Source organism: Arthrobacter ulcerisalmonis, assembly GCF_900609065.1.
Lineage (GTDB): Bacteria > Actinomycetota > Actinomycetes > Actinomycetales > Micrococcaceae > Arthrobacter > Arthrobacter ulcerisalmonis.
This window is the reverse complement of record NZ_UXAU01000020.1, coordinates 1-20977: the sequence shown is the minus strand read 5'-3', so window position 1 is coordinate 20977 and position 20977 is coordinate 1. Positions and strand designations below refer to the sequence as shown.

Here is a 20977-nt window from a genome sequence, read left to right as displayed (position 1 = left end):
AACCTGAGCTACAAGGCTCTGAGCCGCGAACAAGCTTAGGACGGGGCAGCAACCGGGCGCCGGGCCTACTCGGAGTGAGCTCCGGCCTCGTTGTAGTACCCCTCAATGTGGGCAGTGATCAGTTGAGCTGCCAGGCCGCCGTCGTCCGATTTGATGGCCTCAAGAATCGCCCGGTGCTCCGCCGTCAACCGCGCCGCCGTGGCCTTCCAGTCCGGGAGGTTGGCGGTGAGTCGCGCCGCGTAACCCTGGATCGATTCGCGCAGCGAGCCCATCATGGCGCTCACCACGGCGTTCCCAGCAGCGTCTGCCAGGGCTAGGTGGAAGCGCACGTCCAGGGCAAGGTAGTCGGCGCTCGGCAGGTCCGCGTGGTCCATGGCAGCCAGCAGCGACGCCGCGTTATCCAGTTCAGCGGCCTCGGGGCGGGCCGCAGAAACGGCCCATGACTCGAGCAGCACGCGCGTCTGCACGATGTCGGCGACGGGGAGGTGCTGGGTGGCGACGTGCAGCCGGAGGGCAGCGCCCAGGGCGGCCGTCGGGTCCGCGATGACTACTGTGCCGGCGTCAGGCCCGGACCCCACCCCCGCTCTGACCACGCCCATGGCTTCGAGGATCCGGATCGCCTCGCGCACCGAGGTCCGGGAGACGGCCAATTGCTCGGCGAGGGTCCGTTCGGCGGGCAGCCTGCCGCCCAACGTCAGCCTCCCGTCGGATAGCTCATTCTCGATCCACGCCAGGACCAATTGATGGGTTCGCATGCAGCAATGATAGTTGATGTGGTTGGACCACATGGTTTACTCTGTGGTTAGACCACAGAAGGTTCCGTCGCGGACCTGTCGGCCCAATGGAGGACGCATTGACTAACACCATCCAGCCCAACAGTCCGGAGACGACTCCCGAGACCACTCCGGCGCCGGACGCCAGCCCAGTTCCTCACCCCGCAAGGGCGATTCCCGCTGCCCTGAAGCGCCGAATCCCCAAATATTCAGACCTGGCACCGCTGATGCAGTTCAAAAAGCCAGAATTCAGCAAGGAAGCGCGGCTGAAGCGGGCCAGCACCATCTGGGAACTGCGGGACATGGCCAAGCGCCGGACCCCGCAGGCTCCGTTCGACTACACCGATGGTGCCGCGGAAGAAGAAATCACCCTGCGGCGGGCACGGCAGGCATTCCTCGACATCGAGTTCCGGCCAGGCATCCTCCGCAACGTGTCCAGCGTTGATCTGACCACGGAGATTCTAGGCAAGACATCGCGGTTGCCCGTAGGCATTGCCCCCACCGGGTTCACGCGGATGATGCAGTCGGAGGGTGAATACGCCGGTTCGCAAGCCGCCGAGGCCGCCGGCATCCCGTACACCCTCTCCACCATGGGCACCGCGTCCATCGAAGACGTTGCCGCCGCAGCACCCAACGGCCGCAACTGGTTCCAGCTGTACCTGTGGACGGATCGGGACCGGTCACTGGAACTCATCGATCGCGCAGCCAAAGCCGGTAACGACACCTTGATGGTCACCGTGGACACCGCCGTCGCGGGCGCCCGGCTTCGAGATGTCCGCAATGGCATGACCATCCCGCCGGCCCTGAGCGTCAAAACCGTGCTGGACGCGTCCTACCGTCCGGCCTGGTGGTTCAATTTCCTCACCCACGAGCCGCTCACCTTCGCGTCCCTCTCTCGCTACACCGGCACCGTCGCGGACCTGATCAACTCCATGTTCGATCCCACGCTGACGTTCGAGGACCTCGACTGGCTCCGCGAAACCTGGAAGGGCAACCTGGTGGTCAAGGGCATCCAGACCGTTGAAGACGCCCGCAAGGTGGTGGACCACGGCGCCGACGGTGTGGTGGTCTCCAACCACGGCGGCCGGCAACTGGACCGGGCCCCCATCCCCTTCCACCTGCTGCCGGCGGTCAAGGAGGCGTTCAGCAGGGACAACTCGGACGCGGCCATCATCCTGGATACCGGGATCATGAGCGGAGCGGACATTGTTGCGGCCCTGGCCTTGGGCGCAGACTTCACGCTGATCGGCCGGGCGTACCTCTACGGCCTGATGGCGGGCGGCCGGGCTGGCGTGGACCGCACGCTGCAGATCCTGGAAAAGGACATGGCCCGCACCATGGCGCTGCTTGGCGTGAGCAGCATCTCCGACCTCACGCCGGAGCACGTGCGGTTGCTGGGTAAGTAGCCGGAAGCGTTACTTTTTGCGGCCGAACTTTGGCAGGTTGGGCAGGTTCGCCAAAAGGTCGGCGGCCTTCGTGGCGGCCCGGCCCACCGTCCGGCCGATCTGCTGCGGCACCGTATCGTCGGTCAGCGGCAGGTCTGCACCCCCGGGAATCACGACGGCGGCGCTCAGCTCAGCACCCTCCCGCGCCAAGACGCTGGCTGGGGCAGCCGCGGCCGGGACCCCGACGAACTCCGCCGTTGCCGGTGCAGAAGCGGGCACGGCAGCCTGGACCCCAGCGGAAACCGAGACCTGAGCTGGGACGGGCGTGCCGACGTCGAACGCTCCCAGCCACTCCGCGATGCCCTCCAAAGGCTTCCGGTTCAGGGCGTAGTACCGGCGCTGTCCCTGCGCGCGCATGCTGACCAGGTCGGCCTCGCGCAGCACTTTGAGGTGCTTCGAAATTGTGGGCTGGCTCGCGGCCAACTCCTCTACCAACTCCCCCACAGCTTTGTCACCGGCGCGGAGGGAGACCAAAATGTCCCGCCGCGTCGATTCCGCAATGACGGCAAATACGTCGTCTGTCACCATGCCTCCCACCCTAGCGACATATACGTCTAAAGGCATCCACTGTGTCGGCTCCCGGCCGCAGCGGGTGATCAGTCGAACCAGGGGTCCAGTCCGTGTAGCGGAAACACTGCTTTGCGGGTGGCCATAACGCTTCGATCCACGGCGTCATTGGGATCGAATCCGGCCTCCCAGGATCGCCACCACAGCTCCACGTCGTCCCCCATCAGCCCGGGCGCCGCGATGCCGAACTTGTCCTCCACATAGGCGCGCCAGTCTTCGGGGACCGGCGTCCGGAGCGGCACGGGCCGGCCAGCGGCGATGGCGATCAGGTGGCTCCAGATCCGTGGCACCACCTCGCAGATGCTGTACCCGCCGCCGCCGGTAGCGATCCACCGTCCGCCGCAGTGCCGGTCTGCCAGATTCCCGACGGCGGTGATCGCCTCGCGCTGTCCGTCCACGCTGAGTTTGAGGTTGGTCAGCGGATCGTCTCGGTGCGAATCACAGCCGTGCTGGCTGACGATCACTTCTGGCGCGAAGGCGGCGATGAGTTGCGGGACCACGGCGTGGAAGGCGCGCAACCAGGCCCCGTCTCCCGTGCCGGCGGGCACTGCGACATTCACCGCCGTGCCTTCCGCGTTGGGTCCGCCGGTTTCGTTGGCCCAGCCCGTTCCGGGGAACAACGACAGGCCGCTCTCATGCAAGGACAACGTCAGCACCCGGGGGTCATCCCAGAAGATACTTTCGGTTCCGTCGCCGTGGTGGGCGTCGACGTCGATGTACGCCACTTTGCTGACACCGCCGTCCAGGAGCTTCTGGATGGCGAGCGCCGCGTCGTTGTAGATGCAGAAGCCGCTGGCTCGGTCGCGGTTCGCGTGGTGCATGCCGCCGCCAAAGTTCACCGCGTGCAGGGCCGAGCCGTCCAGGATCCGGCTGGCGGCCTCGAAGGATCCGCCAGCAATCCTCGCTGCGGCCTCGTGCATCCCGGCAAACGCGGGGTCATCGGTGGTACCCAGCCCGCGGTCCGGTTCATCGGCCGTGGGGTCGGCGCTGACCCGGCGGACAGCGGCCACAAATTCCGGCGAGTGCACCATTTCCAACTGCCCATCGGTGGCCACTTCCGGCGCCACCACCGCCACGTGGTCCAGGTCGAAAAGACCCAGGCTCCGGGCAAGTCGAGCGGTCAGGTCCAGCCGCGCCGGAGCCATGGGGTGGCTGGGGCCGAAGTTGTAGGCGGTCAGGGCCGGGCTCCACGACACCGTGGTTGGCGGGGCTGGCGGGTTGAGACCGGGCAGGTATGTCATCAATCACAGGCTACCGGAGCCGGACGGCGCATTCCCCGGCCATGACGGGTGTATTAGTGGTTTACTACTCAGGGAAGCAGAATCGAGCAAGGACAATCGGCACATGACTCAAAGCCAGTCGAGGCCCCGGAATTCGGCCAACTGGCACCCCTCCGCGGAGGAGCGCGAGGGCCTCTGGATCTTCACCAGAATCCGCGATTTCATCGACGACATCGCCAACACCTCCCCGGCCCGCCTGGCGCTCAGCGCGTTCGCCGCGGTGTGCCTGGTGTTCACCTTCTTGCTGTCACTCCCCATTTCGTCAGCCAGCAACACGCCCACACCCCTGTACCAGGCCATGTTTACCGCCGTTTCGGCCGTCTGCGTTACCGGACTCACGGTGGTTTCGACGGCGGTGCACTGGTCGTTCTTCGGCCAACTGGTGATCCTGGTGGGCATCTTCGTGGGCGGCTTGGGCACGTTGACGCTCGCCTCGCTGTTGGCCCTGATGGTGAGCAAGCGGCTGGGTGTTCGGGGCAAGTTGATCGCGCAGGAAGCGATGAACAACGCTGGCCGGTTGGGCGAGGTGGGTACGCTGCTGCGGATCGTGATCACCACGTCCGTGGCCATTGAAGGCATCCTTGCGCTCGCCCTGATTCCCCGCTTCCTCACCTTGGGCGAGCCGTTCTGGCAGTCGGTCTGGCACGGGATCTTCTACGCCATCTCCGCTTTCAATAACGCCGGCTTCACCCCCCACTCGGACGGGATCGTCCCGTATGAGACGGACCTGTGGATCCTGGTTCCCCTCATGCTGGGCGTGTTCTTCGGGAGCCTGGGTTTTCCTGTGGTGATGGTGCTGCAGCAGAACGGGCTGAACTGGAAGAAGTGGAACCTCCACACCAAGCTGACCATCCAGGTCTCGTTCATCCTGCTGTTCTCGGGCGCCTTGTTGTGGGGGCTGATGGAGTGGGACAACCTGAGAACCATCGGCGACATGAGTTTCGGGGACAAGGTCACGCACTCGCTCTTCGCCTCTGTGATGACGCGGTCTGGTGGGTTTAACCTGGTGGACCAGAACCAGATGGAGTCCACCACCAAGTTGCTGACCGATGCCCTCATGTTTGCTGGCGGCGGCTCTGCTTCCACCGCAGGCGGCATCAAGGTGACCACCATCGCGGTCATGTTCCTTGCGATTGTGGCCGAGGCCCGCGGCGATGCTGACGTGAAGGTCCACGGCCGAACCATCCCCCAGGGCACCATGCGTGTGGCCATCTCCGTTATCGTGGCCGGTGCCACGCTGGTCTCGGTGTCCGCGTTCCTGCTCCTGCACATCAGCGGTGCGTCTCTGGACCGGGTCCTGTTCGAGACCATCTCCGCTTTCGCCACCGTAGGGTTGAGTACGAACCTCAGCGCCGAGCTTCCGCCCGAGGGCGTCTACGTCTTGTCGGCGCTGATGTTTGCCGGCCGCGTTGGCACCGTGACCCTTGCTGCGGCCCTGACCCTGCGTCAGCGCAGCCAGCTGTACCACTACCCCGAAGAAAGGCCGATCATTGGCTAGTTCCCCAGACGCGCCCCGGCGCCCGGCCCACAACGCACCCGTATTGGTGATTGGCTTGGGCCGCTTCGGCTCCTCCACGGCCGAGCAGTTGGTGAAGCAGGGCCGCGAGGTGCTGGCCATCGAACGGGACCGGAACCTGGTGCAGAAATGGGCTCCCCTCTTGACCCACGTGGTCGAAGCCGATGCCACCAACATCGATGCGCTCCGCCAGCTCGGTGCGCAGGAATTCAGCTCGGCTGTTGTGGGCGTGGGTACCTCGATCGAGTCCTCCGTATTGATCACGGTGAACCTGGTGGACCTGGGTATCGAGCACCTCTGGGTCAAGGCCATCACGCCGTCCCACGGCAAGATCCTCACCCGCATCGGCGCCAATCACGTCATCTACCCAGAGGCTGACGCTGGCGTGCGCGCCGCCCACCTGGTCTCCGGGCGGATGCTGGACTTCATCGAGTTCGACGACGACTTCGCGATCGTGAAAATGTATCCACCACGCGAAACAGTCGGGTTCACGCTAGGTGAGTCGAAGGTCCGGGAAAAGTACGGTGTCACGATCGTGGGCGTGAAGTCCCCCGGGGAGGATTTCACCTACGCCCGTCCCGAAACGAAGGTCTCCGCACGGGACATGCTGATCGTTTCCGGCCACGTTGACCTGCTGGAGAGGTTCGCTGCCCGGCCGTAGGATGTGGCCCATGAACATTGCTGTTGCAGGAGGAACTGGAACTGTTGGCCGCTACGTGGTGGCGGCTGCCAAGGAGCGCGGACACCGGGTGGTGAGCCTGTCCCGCGCGGATGGCGTGGACTTAGTGACAGGTCGTGGCCTGGCCGAAGCTTTGGCCGGCGTGGACACCGTCATTGATGCGGCGGGCATCCAGACCCTGTCCACCCGGAAGGCCGTCGAATTCTTCACCGCCGCCGGCCGGAACCTGCTAGCTGCGGAGCAGAGCGCAGGCGTGAGCCACCACGTGGCGCTCTCCATCGTGGGCATCGACCAGGCCGCGTCGGGACGCGGCAGAAGCTGGTCCGCAAGGCAGGCTGCCTGATCTCGGCGGCCCGCAGCGGCACGAACTGATCAATCTGGTCAAGGCGTACCTCAAACACCAGGGACAACGGAAGTGGGTCGTGGGCATCCCCACCCCAGGAGCGATGGGCCGTGCCATGCGCAAGGGCGACCTGATCCCCACGGCGGGTGCCGCCGTCGGCCGCCAGAACTTTCAGGAATGGCTGGCGGCCCTCGACTGAACGGCCGACTCAGCCCAGCTGTTGGGTGATCTCCGCGGCCCGGGTTGCGGCGGCCCGAGCCCCGGCAGCGACAATTGCCGGGAGCCCCTGCTCGTCAAACGTGGCGAGGGCGCGCTCGGTGGTTCCATTGGGGCTGGTCACACCCTTGCGGAGGGCGGACGGGTCGGCGCCGGGTTCGGCCAGCATGAAACCAGCACCTGCGACCGTTTCGCGGGCCAGCAACAGCGACAGCTCCCGGTCCAGGCCAAGTTCCACGCCAGCTGCGGCCATGGCCTCGGCGAGGTAGAACGCGTACGCCGGCCCTGAGCCGCTAATGGCAGAAAGTGCATCCACTTGTTCTTCGGGCACCTCAACAACGGTCCCCGCGCTGCGCAGGATGTCCTTGACGGCCTGCAACTGCTCGGGTGTGCAGCTGGTACCCGGCGACACCGACACCACCCCGCGCCCCAACTTGGCCGGCGTGTTGGGCATGGTCCGAATGACGGGCTGCCCTGCCGGAAGCTGCGCCTCGAGCTGCGCCAGCGAAACCCCGACAGCCACGCTGACCACCACTGTGTCCGGCGCCAGCGAATCGCTGATCTCGCGGGCCAAATCCGCGATCCCCACCGGCTTGACGCCCAGGATCACGACGGCGGACCCGGTCGCGGCAAGCTTGTTATTGTCCGCTTCCTCCTCACCGGCGATCGCGGCAATTCCGCGATACCGCTCGGCAAGTTCGGCTGCGCGTTCTGCCCGGCGGACGGTGGCCACCACGTCGGCTGGGTCGGTACCGGCCGCCAAGAGACCGCCAAGAATGGCTTCGTTCATGGATCCACAGCCGAGGAAAGCAATTCGATTAGTCATGGCTCCATCATTGCAGTTCAGGTATCAGCCTGCAGTTCGCGATTAACAGGAAGCTCACATACTGATTGCAGGAAGCTCCCACCTTGGCTGCTTAGAGTAGTTATTACCTCATTGAGGGTGCGAGTGATGCGGCAGGCATGAGGATGCCTGCCCGAGGCGCCGGATGCTGGCAACAGGTTTTCCCCCATTTTCCTGTTGCCGGCGCCGGTGCTTTCGCGTTTAAGCGGCAGGGGCACAAGAAGACACTTCCAGCCAGAACTTGATCTCCAGTGCAAAAAAGAAGTGCGCCTAATTTTCCGTTCGACCATCGGTTTGCGAAGGACGCACCTCCTGGACCCGTTCGAGATGACGAAAAGCAGCCGGCAGTTGGTCAATGATGACCAACGCTCGCGAGGCGCCTACGCAGAGAAGTACCAGCCCCACCAAGAGTCCTAACATCCCTAAGAGAATTGCAACAGCAGGCTCTTCCACGAGATTGCCCAGAAGCATGAACGTTACCCCGGCGAACGAGAGAACGAGCCCGCCAATGAATATGCCGGCCGATGGTTTGTATTGCACTCTTGCATCCGATCTTTACTTTGAATTTGAAATCCAAAAGTAGTTGAATCCAAGGTCACACCAAAGCTTGGCTGGCTGCAGCGCTTTTTATGACGTCCATCATTTGAATGGGGCAACGCACTAATCAAGCAACAGGTACAGCAGCTCCCTAGATCCCCGCCCCCAGCTCAGGTGCGGTCTGCTGGGCAATGTGCGGTGCCGGGTCGAGTGGACCGGCAAAAACCAGTTGGTCCAGCCGGCGCAAAATGAGGCCTTCACGGAGGGCCCAGGGGCAGATCCGGATTTTCTTGAACTTGAAAAGCTCCAGGGCGGCCTCGGCAACCAACGCCCCGGCGAGGAGCTGGTCCGCCCGGGCTTCCGAGACGCCGGGCAGGTGGAGCCGGTCTTCCGAGCTCATGGCCGAGATCCGTTGCGCCCAGACTCCAAGGTCTGAGGCTTGCAGTTCGCGCTTGACGTATGGGCCGGATGCGCTGGGGGCGGCGCCGGCGATCCGAGCGAGGGAGCGGAACGTCTTTGACGTACCAGCCACCACATTGGCCCGGCCCAGGCCGTCGAACTGGCTCACGGCTGGCTTGAGCGTGGCACGGATGTAGCGGCGTAGTTCCTTGACGCTGCGCGCAGAAGGCGGATCTTCGGACAGCCAGTCCCTGGTCAACCGGCTGGCACCCAGGGGAACTGACGTGGCCATCTCCGGAAGTTCATCCTGACCAAACGCCATTTCAAACGAGCCACCGCCGATATCCAAGTTGAGGATGGGGCCTGCACCCCAGCCATGCCAACGGCGGACCGCGAAGAACGTCATGGACGCTTCCTCGCTGCCGCTGAGCTCCTGCAAGGTCACGGTGGTTTCGTGCTTGACTCGGGCCAACACGGCCGCACCGTTGGTGGCCTCGCGGATGGCTGAGGTACAGAACGCCAGCAGGTCATCGGCCTTGTGCCGAGCAGCGAACTCCCAGGCCTCCAGCACAAAGTCCGTCAGCTCATGCTGGCCGGCTTCGTTGATGCTGCCATCCGGCTCCAGGTACTGCACCAGCGACAGTGGCCTCTTGTGCGAGGCGAACGGCACAGGGCGCGCGCCAGGGTGGGCATCCACCAGGAGAAGGTGGACAGTGTTTGATCCGATATCGAGGACGCCTAGCCGCATCCCCCCATTATTCCTCTTCGGCGCGTTTGAAGTCGCGTTTGATGTTGGCGATGCCCTCGGGGTTGATTTCGAAACCGTAGGCAGCACTCGGGTTGATCACCATGCCCAGCTCGTCACCGATGTTGCCGATGATGGCTGCACCCTGCGTACCCAGGACGTGCGGGGCGGCCTCGAGGAACTGCGTGTCCACGCGGCTGGGGTGTGAGAAGACGGCCAGGACCGGGTCGCCGTCGGCGTTCGCCAGGACGAGGGGCTCCACCTGGGAGTCGGGGCTTTCCACGTTGTCTGAGCTGACAATGTAGACCTCGCTGTTGAGGAATGACAGGATCACGTCCACGGGGCTGGCATCAGGTTTGTCACCCTGGGCGAGCTTCTCCTCAAGGTCGTTGAGGGGCGTGGGATCGGCGGTTGCAGGCTGTTCAGTCATCCCACTACCCGATCACGTTGAGCTCTCCACCGCAATTCGGCCAGCTGGTACCGGGCGGCTGGGAGGAATCCGGCAGCGTGCCTGCCTGGACGCACACGAGAGGATTCCTCCCAACCACTCCCGACTACTTCTTGGCCGCGACCTTCTTCTTGGCGGGTGCCTTGCGGGCGGTGGTGGTCCGCTTGACCGGTCCCTTGGCGCGTTTCTCGGCGAGCAGCTCAACTGCCTGTTCGCGCGTGAGCTCTTCCACTGACGTGGACCGGGGGACGGTGATGTTGGTGACGCCGTCGGTGATGTACGGGCCAAAGCGGCCTTCCTTCACCACGATGTTCTTCTCAGACACGGGGTCCGGACCGAACTCGGCCAACGGCGGAACCGCTGCCCGGGCACCACGCTGCTTGGGCTGGGAGTAGATCTCCAGCGCCTGCTCCAGCGTGATGGTGAAGATCTCCTCTTCGGTGCCGATGGAACGAGAGTCGGTTCCCTTCTTCAAATACGGACCGAACCGGCCATTCTGCACCGTGATGAGGTTCCCCTCAGCATCCTCGCCGAGGGCGCGCGGCAAGCTCATCAGCGCCAACGCCTCGTCCAGGGTGACGGAGTCCACCGTCATCGAAGCAAACAGTGAACCGGTGCGTGGTTTGGCCTTGACCGGCTTTTTCGGCGGCTTCGGCTTGCCGTTCTTGTAATACTCCACCGGCTGGTTGGCGATCTGTTCTTCGGTCATCTCCGGGATGACCTCGGTGACATAGGCGCCGTAGCGGCCGTTCTTGGCAACCACCGTGTGGCCCGTGTGCGGGTCATCGCCCAGCACACGTTCCTCCGGGGCTGCCGTCTCCATCAGCTCGATGGCCTTGGCCGCCGTCAGTTCGTCCGGCGCCAGGTCCTCGGGGACGTTGGCCCGTGAGTTCTCAACAATTTCGCCCGTCTTGGGGTCCACTGTGGCGGTGGAGCTCTCCAGGTACGGGCCGAACTTGCCCACGCGGAGGGTGATCTCATCCGTGATGGGAATCGAGTTGATCTCCCGGGCGTCGATCTCGCCCAGGTTGTTCACGATGCTCAGCAGGCCCGGCTCGGCGTCTTCACCGAAGTAGAAGTGCCGCAACCAGGCGGAACCCACTGCTTGGCCGTTGGCGATCTTGTCCAGGTCGCCTTCCATGTCCGCCGTGAACTCGTAGTCCACATAGTCGGTGAAGTGCTGCTCCAGGAGCCGGATCACCGAGAACGCGATCCAGCTGGGAACCAGCGCCGAGCCCTGTTTACGCACATAGCCGCGGTCTTGGATGGTGGAAATGGTGGACGCGTACGTCGAGGGCCGGCCGATGCCCTTCTTTTCGAGTTCGGCGGTCAGGGACGCTTCGGTGAAGCGCGGTGGCGGCGAGGTTTCGTGCCCCACGGCCAGGATGTCCGACGCCGTCAAGGCATCTCCCTTGGCAACGTTCGGCAGCCGTCGGGCGTCGTCGGAGTCGTCGTCGCCGCGGCTTTCGTCCTTGCCTTCCTCATAGGCGGCAAGGAAACCGGGGAAAGTGATGACGGTACCGGAGGCGGAGAATTCAGCGTCCCGGCCGTCAGTGGCTACCGCGCCGAGGCGGATCGTTGCCGTGGAACCCTTGGCGTCGGCCATCTGCGAGGCGACGGTGCGCTTCCAGATCAGTTCGTAGAGCCGGAACTCGTCACCGGAGAGCTGCTTGGCTACCTGGGCGGGAGTTCGGAAGGAGTCACCGGCGGGGCGGATGGCCTCGTGGGCTTCCTGGGCGTTGGCGGCCTTGCCGGTGTAAACGCGGGGCGTGCCGGGGATGTACTCGGGGCCATACAGTTCCGACGCCTGGCGACGGGCTGCCGTGACGGCCTCGTCGCTCAAGGACGAGGAGTCGGTACGCATATAGGTGATGTAGCCGTTTTCGTACAGGCGCTGGGCAACCTGCATGGTGCTCTTCGACGAGAAGCGCAGCTTGCGGCCGGCCTCCTGCTGCAATGTGGAGGTGGTGAACGGGGCCGCGGGGCGCCGCGTGTACGGCTTGGTGTCCACCGAGCGGACGCTGAACTCAGCGCTCTGCAGCCCGGCTGCCAAGGACGTCGCGAGTTCCTCGTTCAGGTGCGCCACATTGCGGGACGTGAGGACGCCGTCGTCGTTAAAATCGCGGCCGGTGGCGACCTTTGAACCGTCCACCGCGGCCAGCTTGGCCTTGAAGGAGCCGGACCCGGCGCCGAACTGGCCCGTCAGGTCCCAGTAGGAGGCGGCTTTGAAGGCCATCCGCTCGCGTTCGCGGTCCACCACCATGCGGGTGACCACAGACTGCACGCGGCCGGCGGACAGGCCACGCGCCACCTTGCGCCACAGCACCGGCGAAATTTCGTAGCCGTAAAGGCGGTCCAGGATCCGGCGGGTTTCCTGCGCGTCCACCAGCGCCGAATCCACATCGCGCAGGTTGCCCATGGCGCGCTGGATGGCTTCCTTGGTGATTTCGCCGAACGTCATCCGGTACACGGGGACCTTGGGTTTGAGTACCTCAAGCAGGTGCCACGCGATGGCCTCGCCCTCGCGGTCCCCATCGGTTGCGAGATAAAGTTCGTCGGCGTCCTTGAGCGCAGCCTTGAGCTCAGTCACCTTTTTCTTCTTGTCGGCGGAGACCATGTAATACGGCTTGAAGTCGTTTTCCACGTCGACGGCGAACTTGCCCACCGGGGTTTTCTTCAGTTCAGCGGGCAGCTCGGACGGCTGCGGCAGGTCGCGGATGTGGCCGACGGAAGCCTCGACGATGAAACCCTCACCGAGGTACTTGGCGATGGTCTTGCTCTTGGCCGGAGACTCCACAATCACGAGTTTCTTGCCGGTTTTGGCCTTGCTGGGCACGGTGCTCCTACAGAAAAAGGTTGCCAGGGCGGATGAGCCCATACTGGCCTAGTTCACCATATTTCGGCGCAATAAGCGTATTCATGTGGAAAACCAGGCGAGTGCTACGGGGCTAGGCTGCTCAGCTGGATACGGGGATGAGGAACCCATCGCGGACCAGGTTCTGCACCTCGGCAAGCAGCTGCCCGCGGAAGGCATCACCGTCGAATCCTTCGAATCCGCCCAGGAGTGCCTCGAGCGCGCCGGCGATCTGTCCGGCGGTCAGGTCGCCGTCGCACGCTGACACGAAGCCCGCCAGTTCGGTGCTGAGCAGGTTGGTCCGGCGCAGCCCGGCACCTTGCCGGAGCAGGATCACGCCGGGGTGTTCCGCGCCCGGGCGCTGATGCCGTTCTTCCGTGACGTCCTCCGCCACGAGCAGGTGTACGTCCTCAATATCAGCGGCCGCCACCCAGTCGGCGCGTTCGACGGCGGCCCCCAGGTGCGGCCCGATGGGCTGCTCGATCGGGTACGTGATTTCCTCGAAGCGACTGATGCGAGCATCGGCATCGAGGGGACGGCGAAGCCACACCATGCCAAACCCGATGCCTGCCACGTTGCGGGAACCAAAGTCCGCAAGGTATGCGGCGTACGCGTCCTTATAGTGGTTCCGATCGCGGGCCTCGGACGCATCCTGCAGCCATGTCTCGGCGTACTGTTCGGGGCTGACCTGTTCGCGCTGGATGAACCACGCGTCCACATTTTGGCCCACCCAGCCCTGCGGCCGCTCCTGCCAGGCACTGCCGCTGGGGACCTCCCAGTTTCCCAACATCTGGGCCGTCCCGCCGGGCGCCAGCACAGCGGGCAAGTCCCTGACCAACGCGGCGACAATATCGTCACCCGGCAGACCGCCGTCGCGGTAGGTGAACTGGTCAGCCGCCTGCTCGCCGCCTGAGCGCGGGGTGATGACAAACGGCGGATTGGAGACCACCAGCCCAAATTCTTCCCCACGCACCGGTTCCAGCAGGGATCCGAGCCGCAGGCTGACCCTGTCCGCCAGCTGTTCCGGGTCCACCGAAAGGGCCTCGGCGTTCAACAGGATATTGAACCGTGCAAAGGCAAGCGCGCGGGCGGAAATGTCGGTGGCCGTGACGTGTTCACAGTGATGCAGCAGGTGGAAGGCCTGAATGCCGCACCCGGTCCCCAGGTCGAGCGCCCGCTCGGTGTGCTGCCGGATGGTGGTCTGGACCAACGTGGTGGATGCCTGCCCAATGCCCAGCACGTGGTCATGGCGCAGCATTCCCGCCTGCTGGTGGGCGGCAAGATCGCTGGCCACCCAGAGTTCGGCGCCGCCGCTGCCATCATCGTTGGCGTCCCACCCGTAGGGCCGCAGATCGGCTGCCGCCGCGATCCGGCTGCTGCCGGGCACGGGCTCAACCAGTCCCAGCGCAACCAGCCCTGCGACGCGGATGCCCGGTAGGGCGGCGTCGAGCACGTCACCTTCCTGCGGTTCGGCCAGGAGCCAGAAGCGGACGACGGCGGCGAGCGCCGCGGTGCCTGGGTCGCGTTGGGGCGCACTCTCGGTAGCGATGAGGGCGGGGATGATTTGGTCCCGGTTGAGCGCGGCAGAGGCGGAAGGGCCCAGCAGGGCTGCAACGCCGTCGAGCGTGTAGTTGATGCGACGCAGGTCGGCAGCCAGGGCGGTCAGGAGGTCTGGGCGGTCGCTGCGCGGGGCACCTGGGGTGTTGCCGGCGGTGAACTCGAAGGTAGATGTGGGCACCGGCCAAGTTTAGTCCGCGGCGCCTGGGCGTTCGCCGTCACCGGCCAGCCACGGTGCGTAGTGGGCGGCTCGCAGGCGGTAGCGTTGAACCATGCCTTCGCCTGTTTCCCGCCGTTCGTTCGCCGCCGCCCGTACCCGTTTCGTTCCGGGCCGGACCTCGTTGCGGCTGGCCGGTGCACTGGCGTTGGCGTCGCTGGCCCTGGTCAGCTGCTCGGCCACCGTACCCGTGGAGAAGGCCGATGTCCCGCAGTGGCAGGCCACCGCACTGCCCACCGTGCCGGACACCGTGTTGGAGGACGCGGGGAAGATCTTGAACCGGGACCGGATCAGCGCCAGCGCCACGGACGTCCCCGCAGGCCGGTACACCTTGACGGTCACGTGCGACGGCGGCGGCAAGGCGTTCTTCGCCGTCACCCTCGACGGCGCAGCCGTGGTGGATGCCGGGGCGGCCTGCAACGGCAGTAAGGAAACCACCCGCATCACCGTGGCTTCCGCCGGTGCGGTGCAGGTAGCCGCCTACAGTGTGGACGCGCCGCTCATCTTCGCCTACCACCTGGCCCCCGCAGAATAGCTCCGCTCCCCTACCCTGACGGTGGTCGCAGGCATAGAGTCTGGGTATGTCCCGCCCGCGGATGTCCGTTCCCCTTCCCAATGCTCCGGTGCCGCGGGCGCCAAAGGCTGCTGCCGCCGTCCTAGCGGTGGTTGCCATGGCCTTCACGGTTGCGCTGGCAGGGTGTGAATACGACTACGACGACGGCTCTGCCCGGGTTGAGCCCACCCTGGCCGATGCGTCGCAGACCGGACCGTCCGTGCCGCAGCCGACCCGCGATCCGTTCCGGCGCAATCCCGTTCCCGAAACGGCCGTGGCCGAGTGGGTGGCCCGGGCCTTGCCGGAATCGGCGAGGCTAACTCTTCATGCCGGCTCGGGACTGATCGCCGCCGGCGAACTCCGCGCCCATTTCACGCCTTTGATTCCAGCCGGCACCTACGTGCTGTCGCTGGCATGCCGGAGCCAGCAGCAAGTCTTCTTCAGCGTCAGTACTGGCGAGTCGGAACTGCTGGAGCTCGGTTTGCGGTGTGGGACCAGCAGCGAACGGGTGGTGGTCCTGCCGGAAGATGCCGCCCTCCAGGTCACCGTCGCAGCGGACTCACCTGCGAACTTCGCGTACCGGCTCCAGCCAACCCCGTGACGTGCCTGTGGTGACGAGCCTGTGGTGACGACCCCTTAGGCGGCGCAACCCTCAGGGCAACGGAGCGTTTCGGGACTGGCCGCGCACTCTGCGCAATACAAGGTCAAGGTGCGGCAGCTGGGGTTGGAGCAGTTCTCGAACTTGCTGGTGGGCGCTGAGCAGCGAACGCATTCGCCGATGGTTTTGGCTTCGTCGCTGAACTCAAGGTGCATGCGCTTGTCGAAGACGTACAAGGAGCCTTCCCAGAGGCCCTGGTCCTTGAACGTTTCGCCGTACCGGACAATGCCGCCGTCGAGTTGGTAGACCTCTTTGAAGCCCCTATTAACCATCAGGCTGGACAGTACTTCGCAGCGGATGCCGCCGGTGCAGTAGGTAACCACCGGTTTGTCCTTAAGGTCGTCGTACTTGCCGGATTCCAGCTCTTTGATGAAGTCGTGGGTGGTGGCAACGTCCGGGACTATGGCGTCCTTGAACTTGCCGATCTGCGCCTCAAACGCGTTGCGGCCATCGAAGAAAACCACCTCCTGGCCGCCTTCCTTCTTGGCAGCTACCAGTTCGTGAACTTCGGTGGGGTTCAGGTGCTTGCCGCCGCCCACTACCCCGTCGGCGTCGACCCGAAGCTCGCCGGGGGCGCCAAACGAGACGATCTCATCCCGGACCTTGACGCTCAGCCGCGGAAAGTCGGCTGCACCGCCGTCGGACCATTTCACGTCGATGCCGTGGAAACCCTTGTACTCCCGCGTGGTCTTGACGTATTGCTTGACCGCCCCGATCTCGCCGCCCACTGTCGCGTTGATCCCGTCGCGAGAGATCAGGATCCGGCCGGTCAGGCCCAATTTTTCGCACAGCGCACGCTGCCACAGCCGGACGGCGTCCGGGTCAGCGATGGGGGTAAATCCGTAAAAGAGCACAATTTTGTTCAAAGCCACGCCTTTAAAGGTACCGGCCCCGCCGTGCCACGCGGCGGGTTCGAGGCGAGACTCACCCCCCCCGCATCACGATTGCATAAGCACTGAGCCAGCCCCTGTTGCTGGCAGGCGGGCTGGAATAGTCTCAAGCCATGAACCCGGACTCCTTGGTTGACGACGTTACTGGCCTCCTCGACGTGTGGGTGGCTGGTTGGGCGGGCTGCCGCGGCTACCGCACCTCCACCGAAGGCCGCTTCCCTGCCGCACTTCGAGCCGATGACACCGGAGAGTGGGAATTCTTCGCCGCGGATCCCACCGATGCGGAATTCAGCGAACTGGCAGCCAGGGTATCTGTGGCGCCAGGCCGGATCCTCACGATCCTCAGCAATGACACAGCCAGGTTCACCGTTTTGGCGGAGAAGCATGACCTGAAAGTCACCTCGGCGTCGCAGACCATGATGATGGTGGACATGGAAAGCCAAGATGCTGAAGATCCTTGGCTTCCGGACGATGACCTCGAACTGTCCACCCAGGAAATTGACGGCGTGCACTATGCAGAGGTGCGTTCCGGGGACGTGATCGCAGCCAGCGGACGGGTGTTCGAAGTCCAGAGCACTGCCGTTTTCGACAAGATCGTGACCAGCCCGGATTTCCAGCGCCGTGGCCTGGGCAGCTTCATCATGCGGGCGTTGGCTGCCCAGATTTTCGGCCACGACATCACGCACGGGCTGCTTCTGGCCTCCGCGGACGGGCACAAGCTCTATTCGCACCTGGGCTGGACGTCCGTGTCGCGGGTCCTGATGATTTCGGCGGATTCTGACCTGGGAGATCTCTCGCTCAGTTAGTTCCACCCCATCTTTGGGGTGCGGGTTACCCCTTGGGCGAATCTGGCCGGGCTGCGGGACGCCGGGTGAAAGAATACTGGGGTGAACCCCCATGACTCCCTGATCTCGTTGCTGGGCCGCGGCCCGGACCCGGAGCAGCTCCGTCATGTCCACACCATTCCGGCGCGCTCTGCCGTGCACCAAGCCTGGCCGGAGTGGGTGCACCCGGACGTGGTGGCCGCTTACGGCTCCCTGGGAATCCACCAGCCGTATCAACATCAGGTGCAAGCTGCCGAGATTGCGCACCGTGGCGATCACGTGGTCATCGCCACGGGCACGGCATCGGGGAAGTCGCTGGCGTATCAGTTGCCGGCAATCGATGCGATTCACCGTTCCGAGCTCCGGGTCTTGGCAGAGCCGGGGAAAATCCACGACGACGGCGCAGTCACCCTCTACCTGTCCCCCACCAAGGCCTTGGCCGCTGACCAGCTGAACGCCATCCGGGCCTTGCAGTTGCCTACGGTCCGGGCTGAGACGTACGACGGCGACACGGACCCGGCTGCCCGGCGCTGGATTCGGGACCACGCGAATTTCATTCTCGCCAATCCGGACATGTTGCACTTTGGCATCCTGCCCAACCACGCGTGGTGGGCTGGGTTCTTCCGGCGGCTCCGCTACGTGATCATCGATGAGGCGCACAGCTACCGCGGGGTTTTCGGGTCCCACGTAGCGAACCTGTTGCGGCGGCTCCGCCGGATCTGTGCCTATTACGGCGCCGGGACGTCCTTCCCCGAGCCCGTCTTCATTGCCGCGTCCGCCACAGCGTCCGAACCCGAGGTGTCCTTCAGCCGGTTGATTGGTGCTCCTGTCCAGGCCACCGCCGAAGACTGCTCGCCGCACGGCGCCACCACCGTCGCCTTCTGGGAGCCGGCCTTGACCGAAGCGCGGGGCGAAAACGGTGCTCCGCAACGCCGAACGGCTGTGGCGGAAACAGCTGACCTGCTGGCGAACTTGGTTTCGGCGCAGATCAGGACCATTGCGTTCATCAAGTCGCGGCGCGGTGCCGAAACCATCGCGGCCATGACCAAACGGCACCTCGATGAAGTGGATCCCAGCCTGCCCCAACGGGTGGCCGCCTACCGGTCTGGTTATCTTCCGGAGGAGCGGCGGGCTGTGGAACGGGACCTGCGGTCGGGTGCTCTCCTGGGTGTTTCCAGCACGTCCGCACTGGAACTTGGCATCGATATTTCTGGCCTGGATGCAGTGCTGGTGGCTGGCTGGCCGGGAACTCGGGCCTCCCTTTTTCAGCAGATAGGCCGAGCTGGCCGTGCCGGGCAGGACGCGATCGCCGCGTTTGTGGCCAGCGATGACCCCATGGACACCTACCTGGTGAACCACCCAGAGGCCGTCTTCGACGTGTCCGTGGAGGCAACGGTCTTTGACCCAAGCAACCCCTACGTGTTGGGACCACACCTGTGCGCGGCAGCTGCGGAACTGCCGTTGGGGATTGGCGAACTGCACCTCTTTGGCGGGACGGCGGAAACTTTGCTGGACCAATTGGTGACACAGGGGTACCTCCGGCGACGGCCCGCCGGCTGGTTCTGGACCCATTCGCAGAGCGCCGCCGGAATGGTGAACCTCAGGGCTGACGGCGGCGGTCCAGTCAGTATCGTGGACGCGGACACGGGCTCCCTTCTGGGCACCATGGACTCGCCGCAGACTCACTACCAGGCCCACACCGGTGCGGTGTACATCCATCAGGGCGACAGTTACGTGGTGGAAGAGCTGAACGAGACTGATCATTGCGTGGTGGTTCGCCGTGCCAACCCGGACTTCTACACCACGGCACGGGATGTCACCCAGATCGAGGTCCTCGAAACCGAGCGGACCACCCCGTGGGGCGACGTGAAGGTCCACTTCGGTTCGGTCAAGGTGACCACTCAAGTCGTTTCCTTTCAACGTAAAGCACTGATCTCCAATGAAATCCTCGGCGAAGAACCGCTGGAACTTGGCGCCCGGGACCTGTTTACCAAGGCCGTGTGGTTCGAGGTGGAAAACAGGACTCTGAGCGCTGCTGGCCTGGTCGAAGCGGATTTTCCGGGGGCACTCCATGCGGCCGAGCACGCAGCGATCGGGTTGCTGCCGTTGGTCGCCTCAAGCGACCGGTGGGACATTGGCGGTGTCTCCACTGCGCTGCACGCGGATACCGGGACGCCCACCATCTTCGTCTACGACGGCCACCCCGGCGGCGCAGGGTTTGCCGAACGCGCCTACCAGAAGGCCAAGGTGTGGTTGAGCGCCACCCGTGATGCCATCAAGGCCTGCGAGTGCGACTCGGGCTGCCCGTCCTGCGTTCAGTCGCCTAAATGCGGCAACAAGAACAACCCGCTGGACAAGGCCGGTGCGCTCACCCTGCTGGGCGCGTTGTTAGTAAACGCCTCGGATGAGGCGTTCCCCGCAGCACAGGGCCAGTGAGCTGACCGCGGCACAGGACTAAGGAGAAGTTGGGCCGTCCAGCTTTATGTGCCGAGGTGCCGCGCCACGTTCCGGCTCTGAGTGGTCCTCAACCAGGGACGTGCTGTAGGCGAGCCGCCCCGATTCGTCCGTGTGCGAGGTCCCCGGTGTGAAGCCGTAGAACGCCGAATAGACGCCCACAGAGTCCACGATCGGTGCTACCGTCCGAGTTTTGATCTGGCTGGCGGTCAGGATGAGGCGCAGCGCCACCAAGGCGCAGCATGTCCATACGAGGGGCCAGAAGAGGAACATCCAGCGAGCCTGCAAGGAGGGTTCCAGCGCCATCAACACCACGATGACAACCAGCACCAGCACTGTCACGGTGGTCAGAACCTGCGAGAGAATGCGCCCCATTTAGAGAGCCTACTCCCCGGGCTTGGCCGATTCCAGGGCGTGGGTGGGACATTTACGGCGGCGGTCCGGCTCGTGAATGACCCGTAGCAGGACCCACGAGCGACGACTGAATAGTGGACGTCCGCACGTCCACCGACTGTTCGGGACCCAAGTGGCAACTCGTCATCACGGCACCGTGACGGCTGGCCACATCAGCTGCCACCACGCAGGGCACACCGGTGGTGATCCCCCGCAGCGCATCTGCACCAGCGAGCGCAGCCAAGTCAGCAGCCGTCGCCGCCCTGCTAGCCATCACAGCAGCCTGCGCCAGCAGCAGGATCAGCGCCATCGTCAGCAGCACCACTAATGCCAGGCTCACTGCCAAGATAGTCCCCGAGCCCCGCTGTTCGGCATGGTGGGCGCTGGCCCCGTGGCGCCGCACGAGGATGGCCATCACTGCCTTTCCGCCCCGCGTTCGCTGGGCGTCGAAGCGCTAGCGGTGAGAGCCCACGGAATGACTGCACCCAGGGCGCCACCCACCCGGTCCGTCACGGTCACGCTGGACCACTCGCCGCTGGTAGATATTGTTGCCGAGGCTGTACCGCCGGCAAGGGTGGACACGATCTGCTGGACCCTGCCTGGATCTTCGCCGCGGGCCAACGCGCGCGCCCCTGCCCTGGCGCTTTCTTCCAGCCTGAGTTGCGTTCCGCCTGCTGCAGCGCCAGCCAGCAGCATGGCCAATAATGCGACCACTGCGGGCAGCGCTACTGCGAATTCAGCGGTCACGCTGCCCCGTTGGGCGGCGGGTTGGGCGGCCGGATGGG

The 20977-nt window shown here is 64.7% G+C and carries 20 protein-coding genes; 8 read left to right on the top strand and 12 right to left on the bottom strand.

The window, feature by feature from the left end; translation table 11 throughout:
- Positions 1-65: 65 nt before the first annotated feature.
- Complete coding sequence (locus PSET11_RS06670) at positions 66-755, bottom strand: FadR/GntR family transcriptional regulator (protein WP_124091332.1); 690 nt, start codon at positions 753-755, stop codon at positions 66-68.
- A 98-nt stretch (positions 756-853) separates the two neighbouring features.
- On the opposite strand from PSET11_RS06670, the gene PSET11_RS06665 reads away from it, so the two are divergent.
- Complete coding sequence (locus PSET11_RS06665) at positions 854-2179, top strand: alpha-hydroxy acid oxidase (protein WP_124091331.1); 1326 nt, start codon at positions 854-856, stop codon at positions 2177-2179.
- 9 nt (positions 2180-2188) lie between these two features.
- Here the strand turns inward: PSET11_RS06665 and PSET11_RS06660 are convergent, their stop codons facing one another.
- Entirely contained in the window at positions 2189-2746 is a 558-nt protein-coding gene (locus PSET11_RS06660) for an ArsR/SmtB family transcription factor (protein WP_124091330.1), read from the bottom strand.
- 68 nt (positions 2747-2814) lie between these two features.
- On the bottom strand, positions 2815-4026 hold the full coding sequence (locus PSET11_RS06655) for an acetoin utilization protein AcuC (protein WP_124091329.1): 1212 nt from the start codon (positions 4024-4026) through the stop codon (positions 2815-2817).
- Between the two features lie 103 nt (positions 4027-4129).
- On the opposite strand from PSET11_RS06655, the gene PSET11_RS06650 reads away from it, so the two are divergent.
- Genes PSET11_RS06650 through PSET11_RS17085 form a run of 3 tightly spaced genes read left to right on the top strand, consistent with a single transcriptional unit; the run spans position 4130 to position 6603 of the window.
- Positions 4130-5563 carry a TrkH family potassium uptake protein gene (locus PSET11_RS06650; protein ID WP_124091328.1) on the top strand — a complete coding sequence of 478 codons (1434 nt, stop codon included), beginning with the start codon at positions 4130-4132 and terminating at the stop codon, positions 5561-5563.
- Complete coding sequence (locus tag PSET11_RS06645; RefSeq protein WP_124091327.1) at positions 5556-6242, top strand: potassium channel family protein; 687 nt, start codon at positions 5556-5558, stop codon at positions 6240-6242. The genes PSET11_RS06650 and PSET11_RS06645 overlap by 8 nt, the downstream gene beginning before the upstream one ends.
- Positions 6243-6252: 10 nt before the next feature.
- A complete protein-coding gene (locus PSET11_RS17085; protein ID WP_345788819.1) occupies positions 6253-6603 on the top strand; it encodes an SDR family oxidoreductase in 351 nt (116 codons plus the stop codon).
- 208 nt (positions 6604-6811) lie between these two features.
- On the opposite strand, the gene proC is transcribed toward PSET11_RS17085, so the two are convergent.
- The 5 genes from proC to PSET11_RS06615 form a co-directional block, all read right to left on the bottom strand.
- Positions 6812-7645, bottom strand: coding sequence for a pyrroline-5-carboxylate reductase (proC, locus tag PSET11_RS06635; protein WP_124091326.1), 834 nt, complete (start codon positions 7643-7645; stop codon positions 6812-6814).
- A gap of 706 nt (positions 7646-8351) precedes the next feature.
- On the bottom strand, positions 8352-9347 hold the full coding sequence (locus PSET11_RS06630) for a Ppx/GppA phosphatase family protein (RefSeq protein WP_124091325.1): 996 nt from the start codon (positions 9345-9347) through the stop codon (positions 8352-8354).
- Positions 9348-9354: 7 nt separating this feature from the next.
- Positions 9355-9774 (bottom strand): SseB family protein, encoded by a 420-nt coding sequence (locus PSET11_RS06625; RefSeq protein ID WP_124091324.1) that lies wholly within the window; start codon positions 9772-9774, stop codon positions 9355-9357.
- A 124-nt stretch (positions 9775-9898) separates the two neighbouring features.
- Positions 9899-12628: a type I DNA topoisomerase gene (topA, locus tag PSET11_RS06620; protein ID WP_124091323.1), complete on the bottom strand. Its 2730-nt coding sequence runs from the start codon at positions 12626-12628 to the stop codon at positions 9899-9901.
- 121 nt (positions 12629-12749) lie between these two features.
- Complete coding sequence (locus tag PSET11_RS06615) at positions 12750-14384, bottom strand: N5-glutamine methyltransferase family protein (RefSeq protein WP_124091322.1); 1635 nt, start codon at positions 14382-14384, stop codon at positions 12750-12752.
- Positions 14385-14475: 91 nt separating this feature from the next.
- Here PSET11_RS06615 and PSET11_RS06610 point away from each other — a divergent pair, with 91 nt between their 5' ends.
- Both PSET11_RS06610 and PSET11_RS06605 read left to right on the top strand, forming a co-directional pair.
- Entirely contained in the window at positions 14476-14955 is a 480-nt protein-coding gene (locus PSET11_RS06610; protein ID WP_124091321.1) for a hypothetical protein, read from the top strand.
- Between the two features lie 46 nt (positions 14956-15001).
- Complete coding sequence (locus tag PSET11_RS06605; RefSeq protein WP_124091320.1) at positions 15002-15574, top strand: hypothetical protein; 573 nt, start codon at positions 15002-15004, stop codon at positions 15572-15574.
- A 35-nt stretch (positions 15575-15609) separates the two neighbouring features.
- Here PSET11_RS06605 and trhO read toward each other — a convergent pair whose 3' ends face one another.
- Complete coding sequence (gene trhO / locus PSET11_RS06600) at positions 15610-16503, bottom strand: oxygen-dependent tRNA uridine(34) hydroxylase TrhO (protein WP_124091319.1); 894 nt, start codon at positions 16501-16503, stop codon at positions 15610-15612.
- Between the two features lie 131 nt (positions 16504-16634).
- On the opposite strand from trhO, the gene PSET11_RS06595 reads away from it, so the two are divergent.
- Entirely contained in the window at positions 16635-17327 is a 693-nt protein-coding gene (locus tag PSET11_RS06595) for a GNAT family N-acetyltransferase (RefSeq protein ID WP_124091318.1), read from the top strand.
- A gap of 81 nt (positions 17328-17408) precedes the next feature.
- A complete protein-coding gene (locus PSET11_RS06590; RefSeq protein ID WP_124091317.1) occupies positions 17409-19781 on the top strand; it encodes a DEAD/DEAH box helicase in 2373 nt (790 codons plus the stop codon).
- A gap of 18 nt (positions 19782-19799) precedes the next feature.
- Here PSET11_RS06590 and PSET11_RS06585 read toward each other — a convergent pair whose 3' ends face one another.
- Genes PSET11_RS06585 through PSET11_RS06575 form a run of 3 tightly spaced genes read right to left on the bottom strand, consistent with a single transcriptional unit; the run spans position 19800 to position 20939 of the window.
- Complete coding sequence (locus tag PSET11_RS06585) at positions 19800-20174, bottom strand: hypothetical protein (protein WP_124091316.1); 375 nt, start codon at positions 20172-20174, stop codon at positions 19800-19802.
- Between the two features lie 52 nt (positions 20175-20226).
- A complete protein-coding gene (locus PSET11_RS06580; protein ID WP_124091315.1) occupies positions 20227-20607 on the bottom strand; it encodes an Rv3654c family TadE-like protein in 381 nt (126 codons plus the stop codon).
- Positions 20607-20939, bottom strand: coding sequence for a TadE family type IV pilus minor pilin (locus PSET11_RS06575; protein WP_238989073.1), 333 nt, complete (start codon positions 20937-20939; stop codon positions 20607-20609). Before PSET11_RS06575 ends, PSET11_RS06580 begins: the two co-directional genes overlap by 1 nt.
- Positions 20940-20977 lie beyond the last annotated feature (38 nt).

Coding starts and splice junctions, on each gene's coding strand:
- PSET11_RS06655 (WP_124091329.1), bottom strand. CDS start 4,026: ATGACATACCTGCCCGGTCTCAACCCGCCAGCCCCGCCAACCACGGTG.
- PSET11_RS06670 (WP_124091332.1), bottom strand. CDS start 755: ATGCGAACCCATCAATTGGTCCTGGCGTGGATCGAGAATGAGCTATCC.
- PSET11_RS06580 (WP_124091315.1), bottom strand. CDS start 20,607: ATGGCCATCCTCGTGCGGCGCCACGGGGCCAGCGCCCACCATGCCGAA.
- PSET11_RS06610 (WP_124091321.1), top strand. CDS start 14,476: ATGCCTTCGCCTGTTTCCCGCCGTTCGTTCGCCGCCGCCCGTACCCGT.
- PSET11_RS06660 (WP_124091330.1), bottom strand. CDS start 2,746: ATGGTGACAGACGACGTATTTGCCGTCATTGCGGAATCGACGCGGCGG.
- PSET11_RS06605 (WP_124091320.1), top strand. CDS start 15,002: ATGTCCCGCCCGCGGATGTCCGTTCCCCTTCCCAATGCTCCGGTGCCG.
- PSET11_RS06585 (WP_124091316.1), bottom strand. CDS start 20,174: ATGGGGCGCATTCTCTCGCAGGTTCTGACCACCGTGACAGTGCTGGTG.
- PSET11_RS06625 (WP_124091324.1), bottom strand. CDS start 9,774: ATGACTGAACAGCCTGCAACCGCCGATCCCACGCCCCTCAACGACCTT.
- PSET11_RS06595 (WP_124091318.1), top strand. CDS start 16,635: ATGAACCCGGACTCCTTGGTTGACGACGTTACTGGCCTCCTCGACGTG.
- PSET11_RS06650 (WP_124091328.1), top strand. CDS start 4,130: ATGACTCAAAGCCAGTCGAGGCCCCGGAATTCGGCCAACTGGCACCCC.
- PSET11_RS06630 (WP_124091325.1), bottom strand. CDS start 9,347: ATGCGGCTAGGCGTCCTCGATATCGGATCAAACACTGTCCACCTTCTC.
- proC (WP_124091326.1), bottom strand. CDS start 7,645: ATGACTAATCGAATTGCTTTCCTCGGCTGTGGATCCATGAACGAAGCC.
- PSET11_RS17085 (WP_345788819.1), top strand. CDS start 6,253: ATGAACATTGCTGTTGCAGGAGGAACTGGAACTGTTGGCCGCTACGTG.